Genomic DNA, 16,441 nt, shown 5'->3' on the forward strand with positions numbered 1-16,441 from the left:
ACGGCTCCTTCTGAAGGAGCCGTTTTTGTTAACGCCACTGCGCGTTGTTGTAGCTATCGTAGCTCATATCAACACGTTCGCCGAAAATCTGAATATCCGCCCAGGGTTTAACAACCGATTTAACCTTCCCTTGTCGTAATGCGCGGTCTAGCTCCTCTCGGGTCAATCCCTCCGGCATTTTCCATGCGTCTCCTGCAAGCCTCCAGCTCGTATCCGTTTGGGTATATACCATGATTGTGCGATCGGTAAATTGATACAGCACGGCTTCCGGTTTGCCGTCACCGTTCAGATCCAGCGGCATCAGCAAACAGTTTCCCTGCGCATGACTGCAGGACTCGAATCGATACTGATTACTCAGCATCGCTTGCCATAATCCCTTATCAGGACGAGCCATCCCCGGAGCAAGCTGGATCTGCTCTTCCAGCATCGCGGCGGTCATTTTCCCCGCTCCATCGCGGTTTCCAGAGAGAAGGCCATTAACCTCGCGCTGGCGTTTTGGGTTTGAGATAAACTGCGGATCGTTTTGCAGGGTGAGCATAGCCTCTCGTCCCTTTCGTCCGGCATTGCTGAGCATATACAGGCTGACCTGATCCGCGGTTATTCTGCCGTCCTGATAACGGGCCATATGGCTTTCAACGCTGATCCGCCAGGGATCGAGCACCGGCGTATGGATCAAGATCAGGAAGGCGAGAGAGAGTAATCCTGTCGCTGGCGTGACATACGCCTGTAGCTTTTGCGGTTCACGGCGGTAAAAAAGAACGCTGACACAAAAACCGACGGCCCATACCAGCGCGACGATCGTAACCAACACGCCATACAGACGCTCGGGTGACCAGCCATATTGTGAAATGCGCAACCACAACGCCCAACCTGCCAGTACGGGATAAACGGGGGCAACCATCACGGCAAGTCGAACCATGCCGCGCAGGGGGGAATAGTAAGGCAATATTTGACGCTGCGGGTGCCAGACGACCGTCACCAGAAAAAGCAGCAGTATCGCTAACGTAGTCAGCAGGCCCGCAGCGGAAATTCGTGCTGAGATGGCCTCCAGGCCAACAAAGGGCAATGCACCAATAAAGAGTAACGCCAACGCAGCCAGCAGGGGCAGTAAGCCGGTGGCTATCAACGTCAACAGGTTTTGTAATGCCAGGATCAGCCGCACCTGCATTCGCGCCAGCACTGCCGCACTCGCAGAAACTACGCCAATCGCCACTGAAATAAACCCGTCAGAATTGAAGAAAAGCTGATCAAAAAAGCGTATGCCAATAAGTTTGAAAAGCTCAGCCCACAGGAAAAGCACCACCCAGAACAAGCCATTGCTGAAAAAAATAATCAGCAAGGTCAGGGCGTTATGCCAGTTTCTGTTGTAAAAGTCGCTGTAAAATGAGGCCGTTGGCGAGGGCGTCAAACGCCGTTGAAGCCACGGCAGCATGAACAGTGTCATCAGCAAAAGGTGAAAACCAAAAAATAGCACCGCCTCCCTGATCTCCCAACTATCCTGCCCTGCAACATTCCATTTAAGCCAGGCTCCCATACCTGCAACGACAGCGCCAACGATCCCTAACGCCAGCCACAGGAAAGGCGTTCTGAATGACGTTACGGTAAGCGACAGTGTGGTGGTCATCACTACCGTGGCAGGTACCACGCACAGTAACCACAGCGTATCGGACGGCAATTCCGCGTAGCCGATATACCAGGTAATCAAATAGCAGATGACACCCTGTAATGCGCCCACCAGCACCAACGCAAGGCGCGTTGAAGGGGACAACGTTGCACTGTTTTCCATCTCTCATCCCTTATTCATGAAAAGCGTATTGTTTCACCAAAGCGATAAATGGGTCCCCACAATAAAATCTGAAATATCTTCTGTGGCAGGAGACATGAATCGTTTTTCACACTGTAACTCTTACGTAATTTTCCAACATGTATGCGATTACATTCACATTCCTTCGGTTAAATTCACCGTCATTTAACCTTTTAAGAACATTTTCCCCAACCAAAAAGCGATTCCTGCGATAATCTGCCCGCCCTGTGACTGGAGTCGCAGCGTTTTCCGTTAGCAAGGGTTTTGTCCAGATACGTAAATCTATGAGCCCCGTCGCGGTTAACAACCTCAGAAAAACCCTACAATTTCAGGCAGTACATATTGGCTAAGGAGCAGTGATATGCGTGTTAATGGTTTAACCCCGCAAGATCTCAAGGCTTATGGTATTCACGACGTCCAGGAAATCGTCTACAACCCCGACTACGATACGCTGTATCAGGAAGAGCTCAATCCAGCACTGGAAGGATACGAGCGAGGTGTATTGACGAACCTTGGTGCTATCGCCGTCGATACCGGTATTTTTACCGGCCGTTCGCCGAAAGATAAGTATATCGTCCGAGACGACACCACCCGCGATACGCTGTGGTGGGCTGATAAAGGCAAAGGGAAGAATGATAACAAACCACTCTCCCCGGAAACCTGGCAGCATCTGAAAGGGCTCGTCACTCATCAACTTTCCGGCAAGCGTCTGTTCATTGTGGATGCTTTCTGTGGCGCTAACGCCGACACCCGTCTTTCCGTGCGTTTTATCACCGAAGTGGCCTGGCAGGCGCATTTCGTGAAAAACATGTTTATTCGTCCAACCGACGAAGAGCTGCAGGATTTCACCCCTGATTTTATCGTGATGAACGGTGCGAAATGCACGAATCCACAGTGGAAAGAGCAGGGCCTGAATTCCGAAAACTTCATTGCCTTCAACCTGACCGAGCGTATCCAGCTCATCGGCGGGACCTGGTACGGCGGCGAAATGAAGAAAGGGATGTTCTCGGTGATGAACTACCTGCTGCCGCTGCGGGGCATTGCCTCTATGCACTGCTCGGCGAACGTCGGCGAAAAAGGCGATGTGGCGGTGTTCTTTGGTCTGTCCGGCACGGGCAAAACCACCCTTTCAACCGATCCGAAACGCCGTCTGATTGGCGATGACGAACACGGCTGGGATGATGACGGCGTGTTTAACTTCGAAGGCGGTTGCTACGCGAAGACTATTCGCCTGTCTGAAGAGGCTGAGCCGGATATCTTCCACGCCATCCGTCGCGATGCGCTGCTGGAAAACGTCACCGTGCGCGCCGATGGCTCTGTCGATTTCGACGACGCCTCGAAAACTGAAAACACCCGTGTCTCGTATCCGATCTATCACATCGACAATATCGTGAAGCCGGTGTCGAAAGCGGGCCATGCCACGAAGGTGATTTTCCTGACCGCTGACGCGTTCGGCGTACTGCCGCCGGTGTCTCGCCTGACTGCCAGCCAGACGCAGTACCACTTCCTCTCCGGGTTTACCGCTAAACTGGCGGGAACCGAGCGCGGCGTAACGGAGCCAACGCCAACCTTCTCTGCCTGCTTCGGCGCGGCATTCCTGTCGCTACACCCGACGCAGTATGCAGAAGTGCTGGTGAAGCGTATGCAGGCATCTGGCGCACAGGCTTATCTGGTCAACACTGGCTGGAACGGCACCGGCAAGCGCATCTCCATCAAAGATACGCGTGCCATTATTGACGCCATTCTGGATGGTTCGCTGGATAACGCCGAAACCTTTACGCTGCCGATGTTTGACCTGGCGATCCCGACAGAACTGCCGGGCGTGGATACGCGTATCCTCGACCCACGCAATACCTACGGCTCACCGGAGCAGTGGCGTGAGAAGGCGGAATCGCTGGCGAAATTGTTTATCGAGAACTTCGAGAAGTATACCGATACCCCGGCGGGTGCTGCACTGGTGAGTGCGGGACCGAAGCTGTAGGTGAAAATAAAAAGGCAACGAAAGTTGCCTTTTTTCATGTTTTCTCCCTCTCCCCGTAGGAGAGGGCCGGAGTGAGGGGAAATTAACTCTCTTTTACCTGCCCGCGCGTCACCGGCACTGGCAACCACGCCCGAATGCTCAAACCACCCCGCTCGCTGGTCCCAATCTCCAGCAACCCGTTATGGTTATCGACAATACGCTGCACAATCGCCAGCCCTAAGCCGGTCCCGCTGGTGCTGCGCGCGCTGTCGCCGCGCACAAACGGCTGGAACAGGTGCTTACGTTGCTCAGGTTTAATGCCCGGACCATCATCTTCCACCTGGAACCAGGCGCGGTTGAGTTCCGAGCCACTGCTGACTTTGATCCAGCCATTACCGTAGCGCGCCGCGTTGACCACCATGTTGGCCACCGCACGCTTGATGGAGAGCGGATGCATACGCACCTGAATCTCGCCCGGCTGAAGGTCAGTCTCAATTTCACGCTCGTAGCCGCTTTCCGCCGCCACCACTTCGCCCAGCACCGCATTGAGATCGGCCATTTCCAGCGGCATCTCCTGCCCGGTGCGCAGGTAGTCGATGAACTGCTCGATGATGGCATTACACTCTTCGATGTCCTTGTTGATGGACTCGGCGAGGTAACCGTCCTGTTCGCCCATCATCTCCGTCGCCAGACGAATACGCGTCAGTGGCGTGCGCAGGTCATGACTCACGCCCGCCATCAGCAGCGTGCGGTCGTCTGCCAACTGCTTCACGCCTGCCGCCATATGGTTAAACGCGCGTGTCACCGAACGCACCTCCGACGCGCCATACTCACGCAGCGGTGGCGGAATAATCCCTTTACCGACCTGCAGCGCCGCGTGCTCCAGGTCGACCAGCGGTCGGTTCTGGATACGGATAAACAGCCACGCGCCGCCTATGGCCAGCAGCATAATCGCCAGGGTGTAACGGAACAGCGGCGAGAAGTCGCCCTGATGGATTTCAGTCAGCGGAACGCGCACCCAGATGTTGGGTGACAGCCAGGTTTTCAGCCAGACAACCGGCGAGCTTTTGTTGACCTCAACGCGCACTTCCGTCGGGCCGCCAAGCTGCTGTGCCATCTGCTGACTAAGGAATTCATAGTGCTGCGCCCAGCGCAGCCCCGCGTCTTCTGCTGCTTCATTTGAGTAGAGCGAAATGCCCAGCTCACGGTAGATTTCACGGCGAAACGCCGGGGGAACAACGAGCTGCGTGCCGTCCTCCAGTTGCAGTTTATCGGTCATCAGCATACGCACTTCGTAGGCCAGGACCTTATTAAACTGCTGGAGGCTCGGCAGGATCGCAAAGTTCAGTACCACCAGGTAGGTTGTCACCAGGCTGACGAACAGCAAGGTGACAATCAGTAGCAGGGTGCGGGCAAACGAGCTTCGCGGTGAGAAGCGCATTCGCCTCATGCTTTAGAGCCGTCCGGGACAAATACGTAGCCCAAACCCCACACGGTCTGAATATAACGAGGATGCGCCGGATCTTCTTCCACCATACGGCGCAGACGAGAGATCTGCACGTCGATGGAGCGTTCCATTGCGGAGTATTCGCGGCCACGCGCCAGGTTCATCAGTTTGTCACGAGAGAGCGGCTCACGCGGGTGGCTGACCAGTGCTTTCAGTACCGCGAACTCGCCGCTGGTCAGCGGCATGGGCTCATCTTCACGGAACATCTCGCGCGTGCCGAGGTTCAGCTTGAACTTACCGAACGCAATCACCGCTTCTTCCTGTGATGGCGCACCAGGCAGTTCGTTCGCCTGACGGCGCAGCACAGCGCGGATACGCGCCAGCAGCTCGCGCGGGTTAAACGGTTTAGGAATGTAGTCATCCGCACCGATTTCGAGGCCCACGATACGGTCAACTTCTTCGCCCTTCGCCGTCACCATGATGATCGGCATCGGGTTGCTCTGGCTGCGCAGACGGCGGCAAATGGAAAGCCCGTCTTCGCCAGGCAACATCAGATCCAGCACCATCAAATGGAAGGACTCACGGGTCAGCAGGCGGTCCATCTGCTCAGCGTTCGCGACGCTACGAACCTGGAAGCCCTGCTCGGTCAGATAACGCTCCAGCAGCGCACGCAGGCGCATGTCGTCATCCACGACCAGAATTTTGTAGTTCTCTTGCATTGTGTGTACTCCCAAAGGTTCGGATAGTCTAATAACAGCGTATTCTAAAAAAGTGCACGTGTTCGACCAGCTAATTCTGGTATAAATTCTAGTCGAAATTGTTACAAAGCATATTTAACAGCAGCTTATCTGCACATTTCATCACATAAATCATTATTAATGCTGTCGGTTATTCTATGTGATACGTAATGTGCGCAAGGTTTGCAATGATGTCGAGTCTGAAGGTCACCGCATGAAAACGCCACTGATCACCCGCGAAGGGTACGAAAAACTCAAAAAAGAGATGGATTACCTGTGGCGCGAAGAGCGCCCTGAAGTGACCAAAAAGGTCACCTGGGCGGCAAGCCTGGGCGATCGCAGCGAGAATGCTGACTACCAGTACAACAAAAAGCGCCTGCGTGAAATCGACCGTCGGGTGCGCTATCTGACCAAATGCCTTGAGAACCTCAAGATTGTCGATTACTCCCCGCAGCAGGAAGGCAAAGTGTTCTTCGGAGCCTGGGTGGAGATCGAAAATGATGACGGCGACACCCTGCGTTTTCGCATCGTCGGCTACGATGAAATTTTTGGCCGTAAAGATTATATCTCCATTGATTCCCCCATGGCCCGCGCGCTGCTGAAAAAGGAAGTGGGCGATTTGGCCATTGTTCAGACACCTGGCGGTGAAGCCAGCTGGTATGTGAATGAGATCGAGTACGTAAAATAGTCCGAGAGCGCCCTCCACGGCTGGCATTTTTTCGTGCCAGTCCGTATAACTATCCCCTGATTTTTTTCGACTCAACAGATGAAATAGCCATGATGAAAGATTCGCTCTGCCGCATTATTGCGGGTGAACTTCAGGCCAGAGCCGAACAGGTAGAAGCTGCCGTTCGCCTGCTTGATGAAGGGAACACCGTGCCGTTTATTGCACGTTATCGTAAGGAAGTCACTGGCGGTCTGGATGACACGCAGTTGCGTAACCTGGAGACCCGTCTGGGTTACCTGCGCGAGCTGGAAGACCGTCGTCAGGCGATCCTCAAATCCATCGGCGAACAGGGCAAACTGACCAGCGACCTGGAAAAGGCCATTAACGGCACCCTGAGCAAAACCGAGTTAGAAGACCTCTACCTTCCCTACAAACCGAAGCGCCGCACGCGCGGGCAGATTGCGATTGAAGCAGGTCTGGAGCCGCTGGCTGAGCTGCTGTGGAACGAGCCGTCACACGACCCGGACACCGAAGCGGCGAAGTTTATCGACGCCGACAAAGGCGTGGCGGACACCAAAGCCGCGCTCGATGGCGCACGCTATATTCTGATGGAGCGCTTCGCCGAAGACGCCGCCCTGCTCGCCAAAGTGCGAGATTATCTGTGGAAGAACGCCCACATCGTCTCCACCGTTGTGGCAGGGAAAGAGGAAGAAGGGGCGAAATTCCGCGACTACTTCGATCACCACGAACCGATTTCAACCGCCCCATCACACCGTGCGTTGGCGATGTTCCGCGGCCGCAACGAAGGCGTGCTGCAACTCTCGCTGAATGCCGACCCGCAGTTTGACGAGCCGCCGAAAGAGAGCCACTGCGAGCAGATCATTATCGACCATCTCGGCCTGCGCCTGAACAACGCCCCGGCGGACAGCTGGCGCAAAGGCGTGGTGAGCTGGACGTGGCGTATTAAGGTGCTGATGCACCTCGAAACCGAGCTGATGGGCACCGTCCGCGAGCGCGCTGAAGATGAAGCAATCAACGTCTTTGCCCGTAACCTGCACGACCTGCTGATGGCCGCCCCTGCTGGCCTGCGCGCGACTATGGGGCTCGATCCGGGCCTGCGTACCGGCGTGAAAGTGGCCGTCGTTGACGGCACCGGCAAGCTGGTGGCTACCGACACCATTTATCCGCATACCGGCCAGGCAGCGAAAGCGGCGGTTGTGGTGGCGGCACTGTGCGAGAAATACAACGTTGAGCTGGTCGCCATCGGTAACGGTACGGCGTCCCGTGAAACCGAGCGTTTCTATCTCGACGTGCAAAAACAGTTCCCGAAAGTGACGGCGCAGAAAGTGATCGTCAGCGAAGCCGGGGCATCCGTCTATTCCGCGTCTGAACTGGCGGCGCAGGAGTTCCCGGACCTGGACGTCTCCCTGCGTGGTGCAGTCTCTATCGCTCGCCGTCTGCAGGACCCGCTGGCGGAGCTGGTGAAGATCGACCCGAAATCTATCGGTGTGGGCCAGTATCAGCACGACGTAAGCCAGACGCAGCTGGCGCGTAAGCTGGATGCAGTCGTGGAAGACTGTGTAAACGCCGTCGGCGTTGACCTGAACACGGCCTCCGTTCCCCTGCTGACCCGCGTGGCGGGCTTAACCCGCATGATGGCGCAGAATATCGTCGCCTGGCGTGATGAGAACGGTCAGTTCCAGAACCGTCAGCAGTTGCTGAAGGTGAGCCGACTGGGGCCGAAAGCCTTTGAGCAGTGCGCGGGCTTCCTGCGTATCAACCACGGCGATAACCCGCTGGATGCCTCTACCGTTCACCCGGAAGCGTACCCTGTCGTGGAACGCATTCTGGCGGCAACCCAGCAGGCGCTGAAAGCGCTAATGGGCGACAGCAACGCGCTGCGCAACCTGAAAGCCTCAGATTTCACCGACGAGCAGTTCGGCGTGCCGACGGTCACCGACATCATCAAAGAGCTGGAAAAACCAGGCCGTGACCCGCGCCCTGAGTTTAAAACCGCGACCTTTGCAGACGGCGTCGAAACCATGAACGACCTGCTGCCAGGTATGGTGCTGGAAGGCGCAGTCACGAACGTCACCAACTTCGGCGCGTTTGTGGATATCGGCGTGCATCAGGATGGTCTGGTCCACATCTCTTCCCTCGCCGACAAGTTCGTTGAAGATCCGCACACCGTGGTCAAAGCGGGCGACATCGTGAAGGTGAAAGTGCTGGAGGTTGATCTGCAGCGTAAGCGTATCGCCCTGACCATGCGTCTGGACGAGCAGCCAGGCGAGACCAACGCGCGTCGTGGTGGCAACCGCGAGCCGCAACGTCCGGCTGCGAAAGCCGCCAAACCGCGCGGTCGCGACGCTCAGCCTGCGGGCAACAGCGCGATGATGGATGCGCTGGCAGCGGCAATGGGTAAAAAACGGTAATACGGTTAATGCCCGGTGACACTACGTTTGCCGGGCATTTAAATAAATAAAGATGTACTCACTCATTAATTAATAAATATGAAACCGATTGCATATCCATATTTAAACCATCAATTATCACTTCATTAACAAATAAATCCCCCTGTCTTCCCGCCATCAAATTCAATAAATATTGAGCAAGGTCAAACTGGCCGTAAATTAATACCATTAACAACATTCCGTCACATTTTTATTATTGCTGATAAAAACTATTCTCATTATCATCGCAGTGTAGATTATTTAACCTCTCGTAAAGTAGGCGCTATGCAATTCACTCCAGACAGTGCATGGAAAATTATCGGTTTTACCCGTGAGATTAGCCCGGCCTATCGGCAGAAGCTGCTGTCACTGGGCATGCTACCCGGCTCGTCATTCCAGGTTGTACGCGTTGCACCGTTGGGCGATCCTGTTCATATCGAAACCCGACGAGTGAATCTGGTACTGCGTAAGAAAGATCTCGCATTATTAGAAGTCGAAAACGTATCCCGATAACAAGCCAGCGGTTTCAGTGGGTCTAATACAATGAAAAAATTAACTATTGGCTTAATTGGCAATCCTAATTCCGGCAAGACAACTTTATTTAACCAGTTAACTGGCGCACGCCAGCGTGTGGGAAACTGGGCAGGCGTAACGGTTGAGCGCAAAGAAGGTCAGTTCATGACAACAGACAATCAGGTTACCCTGGTTGATCTGCCTGGCACCTATTCGTTAACCACTATTTCATCTCAAACGTCCCTCGATGAGCAGATTGCCTGCCACTATATTTTGAGCGGCGATGCGGATTTATTAATTAACGTGGTCGATGCCTCCAACCTGGAGCGCAACCTTTATCTCACGCTGCAACTGCTGGAACTGGGTATTCCCTGCATCGTGGCACTCAACATGCTCGACATTGCGGAAAAGCAAAAGCTGCGCATTGATATCGATGCCCTTTCTTCACGTCTGGGCTGTCCGGTGGTTCCGCTGGTCTCCACCCGCGCTCGCGGTATTGATGCCCTGAAGCTGGCGGTTGACCGACACGCGGGCAACACCGATGTTGAGCTAGTGCACTACGCGCAACCGCTGCTTCGCGAAGCCAACCTGCTGGCGCAGGAGATGGATAACACCATGCCTGCCCGACAGCGTCAGTGGCTCGGCCTGCAGATGCTGGAAGGTGACATCTACAGCCGTGCGTATGCAGGCGATGCGGCAGACAAACTGGACGTATCGCTGGCGCGCCTGAGCGACGAACTGAGTGACCCTGCTTTGCACATTGCGGATGCGCGTTATCAGTCTATCGCCGCGATTTGCGATGTGGCCAGCAACGCATTAACGGCTGAACCAAGCCGCTTTACCGCCGCCGTCGATAAAATCGTTCTGAACCGTTTCCTCGGCCTGCCGGTCTTCTTACTGGTGATGTACCTGATGTTCCTGCTCGCCATCAACATTGGCGGTGCGTTACAGCCTGTTTTCGATGCCGGTTCCGTCGCGATTTTCGTGCACGGTATTCAGTGGGTCGGTTACACCCTGCACTTCCCGGAATGGCTGACCATCTTCCTCGCCCAGGGGATCGGCGGCGGCATCAATACCGTTCTGCCGCTGGTGCCGCAAATCGGCATGATGTACCTGTTCCTCTCCTTCCTTGAGGACTCCGGCTACATGGCGCGCGCGGCTTTCGTCATGGATCGCCTGATGCAGGCGCTGGGCCTGCCCGGAAAATCCTTCGTGCCGCTGATTGTCGGCTTCGGCTGTAACGTTCCGTCGGTGATGGGTGCCCGCACGCTGGATGCGCCGCGTGAACGCCTGATGACCATCATGATGGCACCGTTTATGTCCTGCGGGGCACGTCTGGCGATCTTCGCGGTCTTTGCGGCGGCCTTCTTTGGTCAGCAAGGAGCGCTGGCGGTATTCTCTCTGTATGTGCTCGGTATCGTGATGGCGATCCTGACCGGCCTGATGCTGAAACACACCATCATGCGTGGTGAAGCATCGCCGTTCGTGATGGAGCTACCGGTCTACCACGTTCCCCATCTTAAAAGCCTGGTGATCCAGACCTGGCAACGCCTGAAAGGGTTTGTGCTGCGCGCCGGTAAAGTGATTGTCGTCGTCAGTATTTTCCTGAGTGCGCTGAACAGCTTCACGCTGAGCGGCCAGGCGGCGGACAACATCAACGACTCTGCCCTTGCCTCCGTCAGCCGCGTCATTACGCCGGTCTTTAAACCGATTGGCGTGCATGAGGATAACTGGCAAGCGACTGTCGGCCTGTTCACCGGGGCGATGGCAAAAGAGGTGGTTGTCGGGACGCTGAACACACTCTATACCGCTGAGAACATTCAGGAAGAGGAGTTTAACCCGGCAGAATTTAACCTCGGTGACGAGCTGCTCGGTGCCGTAGAGGAGACCTGGCAGAGCCTGAAAGACACCTTCAGCCTGAGCGTGCTGGCAAACCCAATCGAAGCCAGCAAAGGCGACGGCGAAATGGCGACCGGCGCGATGGGCGTGATGAGCGAGAAATTTGGCAGCGCGTCAGCGGCCTACAGCTACCTGATCTTCGTGCTGCTTTACGTTCCGTGCATTTCGGTGATGGGGGCGATTGCCCGCGAGTCCAGCCGCGGCTGGATGGGCTTCTCGGTACTGTGGGGGCTGAACATCGCTTACTCGCTGGCGACGGTCTTTTATCAGACCGCCAATTTCAGCCAGCACCCGCGTTATAGCCTGGTCTGCATCCTGGCGGTGATCCTGTTCAACGTGGTTGTCATTGGCCTTCTGCGCAGAGCGCGGAGCCGCGTGGATGTCAACCTGCTGGCGACACGTAAAACCGCCGCCACCTGTTGCAGCAGCCCGGCTGGCGACTGTCACTAAAAGGTAAACACATGGCATCGTTGATTCAGGTTCGTGATTTGCTGGCATTGCAGGGAAGAATGGAGGCAAAACAGCTAAGCTACAGCCTGCATACGCCGCAACCGATGATTGATGCCATGCTGCAACGGCTGGAAGCAATGGGGAAAGCCGTGCGCATTCAGGAAGATGCGGATGGTTGTTTGTCCGGCAGTTGCAAAAGCTGTCCCGAAGGGAAAGCCTGCCTCAGAGAGTGGTGGGCGCTGCGCTAATAAAGCCGGGCCATACCGCCCGGCTTTTTGGTATTACTTATAAACCTCTGCCGTTGCATGAACGTCTTTCGTATCTTTCTGTGCACTGGTAACAACGAAATATTTACCGCCCAGCTCATCCGCTTTTTTGGACAGTTCACGTTTCGCATCCATCGGAGCCGTGGTATCAGAAGTGGTGATTGTCCCCACTTTGGTCAGATTCATCTCTTTGACCTTATCTTTATCCAGCTCTTCTGCAGCAAATGCGCCAAATGACAGTGACCCAATAACCAGAGATGTAACAATACCTGTGACAAGTTTCATAGATCAGCCTCTCCTTAGATTGTTGTTTTGATCATCGTCGGCAGTTCAACCGCAACGACCTCTGAAGTATTGTTGCGGTATGAAACTTTTTCCAGGCTGGACGGGAAATAATCAGTTTACACGTTGACTTATCGCAACCAGTGCCGAGCAGAACTCAGCGGGATGGGAGATAAACGGCGCGTGCGCGGCTTTGGCAATCACCCGCGATTCACTTTCAGGCCACAGGGTGTCCAGCAACGGCACCACTTTGCGCGGCACCAGTCCATCCAGATAGCCATAAATACGCAGATGCGGCATCGTCAGCGACGCCAGCGGCTCACGCAGGTCGACCGTCTTCAGAATGTCCAGACCACCGTTAAGTACCTTAACGTCCGGCATCGGCAGGGAGAGCACCGTCTGTTTCAGCAATCTGGCATCCTGACGGGCGGTTTCGGTTCCCATCGTCTGCAGCGCCAGGAAACGCTCAACCGTTCGCTGGAAATCTTCGCTCAGTTGCTGCTGGAACCCGGTCAGCACCTCAGGCTTAATGCCCGGCCACGCTTCACGTGCGCTAAAGCACGGCGAAGAGGCCACCGTCACCAGCGCCTGCACGCGTTCGGGATGGCTCAGCGCAATCTGACTTGCCACCAGCCCGCCCAGGCTCCAGCCGAGCCAGATCGCTTTTTGCGGCGCAGCACCCAAAACCTGCTTCGCCATCGCGTCAAGCGTCATCGCGCCAAAGCCGTGGCTACGGCCATAACCCGGCAGATCAACCAGATGTAACGTAAATTGCGAGGCGAGTTCCTCACTTACGCAACGCCATACTTCAGCGTTCAGTCCCCATCCGTGCAGCAGCACAAGATGGCAATTTCCCGTCCCTACGGTCTGCCACCACAGTGTCTTCATCAGTTACTGTTCTCTTTTTTACATGGAGGTTGCACATGCTAACAGTGCCCGGCTTGTGCTGGCTATGCCGAATGCCACTTGCGCTGAGTGCGTGGGGAGTCTGTTCCGTTTGTACACGATCGCTGGAAGGCCGAATCAACGGCTGCCCGCAATGCGGTTTACCGGCCACAAGCCAGGTGATCCCCTGCGGGCGTTGCCTGAAGAAATCCCCGCCGTGGAACGCCCTGGTGGCGGTGGACGGTTATGCTCCTCCGCTGAGCGGCCTCATCCATAAACTGAAATTTTCTCACCAGAGTACGCTGGCGCGGCCGCTCGCCCGGCTACTTGTACTGGCGGTTTTACAGGCGCGACGTACCCGCGGGTTACCGGCAGTGGACATAATTATGAATGTGCCGTTGCACCGGCGTCGTCACTGGCGACGTGGCTATAATCAGAGTGACCTGCTCTGCCGCCCGCTCGCCCGCTGGCTCAGGTGCCGTTACGATGCCTCTGCGCTGAGGCGCGTGCAGGCGACAGCAATCCAGCATCAACTCAGTGCGCGCCTGCGCAAAAGGAACCTTAAAAATGCCTTTCGCCTTGAATTGCCCGTTAACGGCCTCCATATCGCGATTGTGGATGATGTCGTCACCACGGGCAGTACCGTTGCTGAACTTTCCCGACTGCTTTTGCGAAGCGGCGCTGCGTCGGTTCAGGTATGGTGTCTGTGCCGTACCTTGTAGCCCTTCTCCAATGGGCGTATTATTATACCCAGGTAATTTAGTCAACTATTAGGCCAAAGCTATGATCCGTATTTCCGATTCTGCACAAGCGCACTTTGCCAAACTGCTGGCAAATCAGGAAGAAGGGACGCAGATCCGCGTGTTTGTGATCAATCCAGGCACTCCGAATGCAGAATGCGGTGTCTCTTATTGTCCTCCGGACGCCGTGGAAGCAACTGACACTGCCCTTAAATTTGACCAGCTCACCGCCTACGTTGATGAGCTGAGCGCACCGTATCTTGAAGATGCGGAGATTGACTTCGTCACCGACCAGCTCGGTTCTCAGCTGACGCTGAAAGCGCCAAACGCAAAAATGCGTAAAGTGTCGGACGATGCCCCACTAATGGAACGTGTAGAGTATTTGCTGCAATCGCAGATCAACCCACAGCTGGCAGGCCACGGCGGTCGTGTTTCCCTGATGGAAATCACCGAAGATGGTCTGGCGATCCTGCAGTTTGGCGGCGGCTGTAACGGGTGTTCCATGGTCGACGTGACGCTGAAAGAAGGGATCGAGAAGCAGCTGCTGAACGAGTTCCCGGAACTGAAAGGCGTGCGCGATCTGACCGAACACCAGCGCGGCGAGCACTCTTACTACTAATTCAATGCCCGTCTGTTTTGCCCGGTGGCGCTGCGCTTACCGGGCCTACAAAAACAGTTCATACGCATCGTAAGCCGGGTAAGGCGAAGCCGCCACCCGGCTTTTGTTTTCCTGCCTCCCCCCTCTATATGTTGACCTGCGTCTCATAATTCAAATTTAGCTGCCCTGGGTGATTCTCAATTACGCCATGTTACCCGTATCATTCTCATGGGCACTAAGCACCCACATAACAGCCGACTAAACTTAATCGTTTCACAGGCATCAGTATTAGTGCCGTTAACGCTCTGTTCCCTGTTGGGACAATCGGATTTTGTCGTTGAAACAATGACGTTACCCATAACAATTCAAAGGCCAGGTAAATCATGCCATTAGTCATCGTCGCTATAGGTGTTGTGTTATTACTGCTCTTGATGATCCGCTTCAAAATGAACGGATTTATCGCTTTGGTTCTGGTGGCACTTGCAGTCGGTTTGATGCAAGGGATGCCGCTGGTGAAAGTTATCAACTCCATTAAAGCCGGGGTCGGCGGTACGCTCGGCAGCCTGGCGCTGATCATGGGCTTCGGTGCCATGCTCGGTAAAATGCTCGCGGATTGCGGTGGTGCGCAGCGTATCGCCACCACGCTTATCGCCAAATTTGGTAAGCAGCACATCCAGTGGGCAGTGGTATTAACCGGCTTTACCGTCGGTTTTGCGCTGTTCTACGAAGTGGGCTTTGTGCTGATGCTGCCGCTGGTATTCACCATTGCAGCTGCAGCAAATATTCCGCTGCTGTACGTCGGTGTGCCAATGGCGGCGGCGCTGTCCGTGACGCACGGCTTCCTGCCTCCGCATCCAGGCCCTACCGCAATCGCGACCATTTTCCACGCCGATATGGGTAAAACCCTGCTGTTCGGTACGATTCTGGCGATCCCAACCGTGATTCTGGCAGGCCCTGTTTATGCGCGTTTCCTGAAAGGCATTGATAAGCCAATCCCGGAAGGTCTGTACAGCGCGAAAACGTTCACTGAAGAAGAGATGCCGGGCTTTGGCGTCAGCGTCTGGACGTCACTGGTGCCGGTCATTCTGATGGCCATGCGTGCCGTAGCAGAGATGATCCTGCCGAAAGGCCATGCATTCCTGGCCGTTGCCGAGTTCCTGGGTGATCCGGTGATGGCAACGCTGATTGCCGTGCTGATTGCGATGTTCACTTTCGGCCTGAACCGTGGCCGTTCGATGGATCAGATCAACGATACGTTGACCTCTTCCATCAAAATCATTGCCATGATGCTTCTGATCATCGGCGGTGGCGGTGCGTTCAAACAGGTACTGGTCGACAGCGGCGTGGACAAATACATCGCTGCCATGATGCATGAAACCAGCGTTTCTCCGCTCCTGATGGCCTGGTCCATCGCTGCGGTTCTGCGTATTGCACTGGGTTCTGCGACCGTTGCGGCCATCACCGCAGGTGGTATTGTTGCGCCGCTGATTGCAACGACGGGCGTAAGCCCAGAGCTGATGGTTATCGCGGTTGGTTCCGGTAGCGTAATTTTCTCTCACGTAAACGACCCAGGCTTCTGGCTGTTCAAGGAGTATTTCAACCTGACGATCGGTGAAACCATCAAGTCATGGTCCGCGCTGGAAACCATTATTTCGGTGTGCGGCCTGGTCGGGGTTCTGCTGTTGAATATGGTTGTCTGATGTAAAAAAGCCGGGTGGCGGCGACGCCTTACCCGGCTTACTT

At 55.2% G+C, this 16,441-nt stretch carries 14 protein-coding genes; 9 read left to right on the top strand and 5 right to left on the bottom strand.

Annotation, left to right across the window (positions count from 1 at the left end):
* Positions 1–28: 28 nt before the first annotated feature.
* Positions 29–1,786: a DUF4153 domain-containing protein gene (locus EoCCA6_RS10165; protein ID WP_152082545.1), complete on the bottom strand. Its 1,758-nt coding sequence runs from the start codon at positions 1,784–1,786 to the stop codon at positions 29–31.
* A gap of 379 nt (positions 1,787–2,165) precedes the next feature.
* Here EoCCA6_RS10165 and pckA point away from each other — a divergent pair, with 379 nt between their 5' ends.
* Positions 2,166–3,785, top strand: coding sequence for a phosphoenolpyruvate carboxykinase (ATP) (gene pckA / locus EoCCA6_RS10170; protein ID WP_152082546.1), 1,620 nt, complete (start codon positions 2,166–2,168; stop codon positions 3,783–3,785).
* A gap of 82 nt (positions 3,786–3,867) precedes the next feature.
* On the opposite strand, the gene envZ is transcribed toward pckA, so the two are convergent.
* Positions 3,868–5,214 carry a two-component system sensor histidine kinase EnvZ gene (gene envZ, locus EoCCA6_RS10175; protein WP_152082547.1) on the bottom strand — a complete coding sequence of 449 codons (1,347 nt, stop codon included), beginning with the start codon at positions 5,212–5,214 and terminating at the stop codon, positions 3,868–3,870.
* Positions 5,211–5,930, bottom strand: coding sequence for an osmolarity response regulator transcription factor OmpR (gene ompR / locus EoCCA6_RS10180; protein WP_001157751.1), 720 nt, complete (start codon positions 5,928–5,930; stop codon positions 5,211–5,213). Before ompR ends, envZ begins: the two co-directional genes overlap by 4 nt.
* A 232-nt stretch (positions 5,931–6,162) precedes the next feature.
* Between ompR and greB the strand changes: the two genes are divergently transcribed.
* From greB to feoC, 5 genes are all read left to right on the top strand, one after another.
* Positions 6,163–6,636: a transcription elongation factor GreB gene (gene greB, locus EoCCA6_RS10185; RefSeq protein WP_152082548.1), complete on the top strand. Its 474-nt coding sequence runs from the start codon at positions 6,163–6,165 to the stop codon at positions 6,634–6,636.
* A gap of 89 nt (positions 6,637–6,725) precedes the next feature.
* Complete coding sequence (locus EoCCA6_RS10190) at positions 6,726–9,047, top strand: Tex family protein (protein WP_152082549.1); 2,322 nt, start codon at positions 6,726–6,728, stop codon at positions 9,045–9,047.
* A gap of 303 nt (positions 9,048–9,350) precedes the next feature.
* A complete protein-coding gene (gene feoA / locus EoCCA6_RS10195; protein ID WP_152082550.1) occupies positions 9,351–9,578 on the top strand; it encodes a ferrous iron transporter A in 228 nt (75 codons plus the stop codon).
* A gap of 30 nt (positions 9,579–9,608) precedes the next feature.
* Positions 9,609–11,927, top strand: a complete 2,319-nt coding sequence (feoB, locus tag EoCCA6_RS10200) for a Fe(2+) transporter permease subunit FeoB (protein ID WP_152082551.1) — start codon at positions 9,609–9,611, stop codon at positions 11,925–11,927.
* 11 nt (positions 11,928–11,938) lie between these two features.
* Entirely contained in the window at positions 11,939–12,175 is a 237-nt protein-coding gene (gene feoC / locus EoCCA6_RS10205; RefSeq protein WP_152082552.1) for a [Fe-S]-dependent transcriptional repressor FeoC, read from the top strand.
* Between the two features lie 33 nt (positions 12,176–12,208).
* On the opposite strand, the gene EoCCA6_RS10210 is transcribed toward feoC, so the two are convergent.
* Positions 12,209–12,478, bottom strand: a complete 270-nt coding sequence (locus EoCCA6_RS10210) for a YdgH/BhsA/McbA-like domain containing protein (protein WP_152082553.1) — start codon at positions 12,476–12,478, stop codon at positions 12,209–12,211.
* Between the two features lie 111 nt (positions 12,479–12,589).
* Complete coding sequence (gene bioH, locus EoCCA6_RS10215; RefSeq protein WP_152082554.1) at positions 12,590–13,363, bottom strand: pimeloyl-ACP methyl ester esterase BioH; 774 nt, start codon at positions 13,361–13,363, stop codon at positions 12,590–12,592.
* Between the two features lie 35 nt (positions 13,364–13,398).
* On the opposite strand from bioH, the gene gntX reads away from it, so the two are divergent.
* The 3 genes from gntX (at position 13,399) to gntT (ending at position 16,398) form a co-directional block, all read left to right on the top strand.
* The gene (gene gntX, locus EoCCA6_RS10220; protein WP_152082555.1) at positions 13,399–14,082 is read left to right on the top strand and encodes a DNA utilization protein GntX; all 684 of its coding nucleotides are present in this window, start codon (positions 13,399–13,401) and stop codon (positions 14,080–14,082) included.
* Positions 14,083–14,143: 61 nt separating this feature from the next.
* A complete protein-coding gene (gene nfuA, locus EoCCA6_RS10225) occupies positions 14,144–14,719 on the top strand; it encodes a Fe-S biogenesis protein NfuA (protein ID WP_152082556.1) in 576 nt (191 codons plus the stop codon).
* Positions 14,720–15,081: 362 nt separating this feature from the next.
* Positions 15,082–16,398, top strand: a complete 1,317-nt coding sequence (gene gntT, locus EoCCA6_RS10230; protein WP_152082557.1) for a gluconate transporter — start codon at positions 15,082–15,084, stop codon at positions 16,396–16,398.
* Positions 16,399–16,441: the final 43 nt, after the last annotated feature.

The organism is Enterobacter oligotrophicus, assembly GCF_009176645.1.
Lineage (GTDB): Bacteria > Pseudomonadota > Gammaproteobacteria > Enterobacterales > Enterobacteriaceae > Enterobacter > Enterobacter oligotrophicus.

Coding starts and splice junctions, on each gene's coding strand:
- EoCCA6_RS10165 (WP_152082545.1), bottom strand. CDS start 1,786: ATGGAAAACAGTGCAACGTTGTCCCCTTCAACGCGCCTTGCGTTGGTG.
- pckA (WP_152082546.1), top strand. CDS start 2,166: ATGCGTGTTAATGGTTTAACCCCGCAAGATCTCAAGGCTTATGGTATT.
- envZ (WP_152082547.1), bottom strand. CDS start 5,214: ATGAGGCGAATGCGCTTCTCACCGCGAAGCTCGTTTGCCCGCACCCTG.
- ompR (WP_001157751.1), bottom strand. CDS start 5,930: ATGCAAGAGAACTACAAAATTCTGGTCGTGGATGACGACATGCGCCTG.
- greB (WP_152082548.1), top strand. CDS start 6,163: ATGAAAACGCCACTGATCACCCGCGAAGGGTACGAAAAACTCAAAAAA.
- EoCCA6_RS10190 (WP_152082549.1), top strand. CDS start 6,726: ATGATGAAAGATTCGCTCTGCCGCATTATTGCGGGTGAACTTCAGGCC.
- feoA (WP_152082550.1), top strand. CDS start 9,351: ATGCAATTCACTCCAGACAGTGCATGGAAAATTATCGGTTTTACCCGT.
- feoB (WP_152082551.1), top strand. CDS start 9,609: ATGAAAAAATTAACTATTGGCTTAATTGGCAATCCTAATTCCGGCAAG.
- feoC (WP_152082552.1), top strand. CDS start 11,939: ATGGCATCGTTGATTCAGGTTCGTGATTTGCTGGCATTGCAGGGAAGA.
- EoCCA6_RS10210 (WP_152082553.1), bottom strand. CDS start 12,478: ATGAAACTTGTCACAGGTATTGTTACATCTCTGGTTATTGGGTCACTG.
- bioH (WP_152082554.1), bottom strand. CDS start 13,363: ATGAAGACACTGTGGTGGCAGACCGTAGGGACGGGAAATTGCCATCTT.
- gntX (WP_152082555.1), top strand. CDS start 13,399: ATGCTAACAGTGCCCGGCTTGTGCTGGCTATGCCGAATGCCACTTGCG.
- nfuA (WP_152082556.1), top strand. CDS start 14,144: ATGATCCGTATTTCCGATTCTGCACAAGCGCACTTTGCCAAACTGCTG.
- gntT (WP_152082557.1), top strand. CDS start 15,082: ATGCCATTAGTCATCGTCGCTATAGGTGTTGTGTTATTACTGCTCTTG.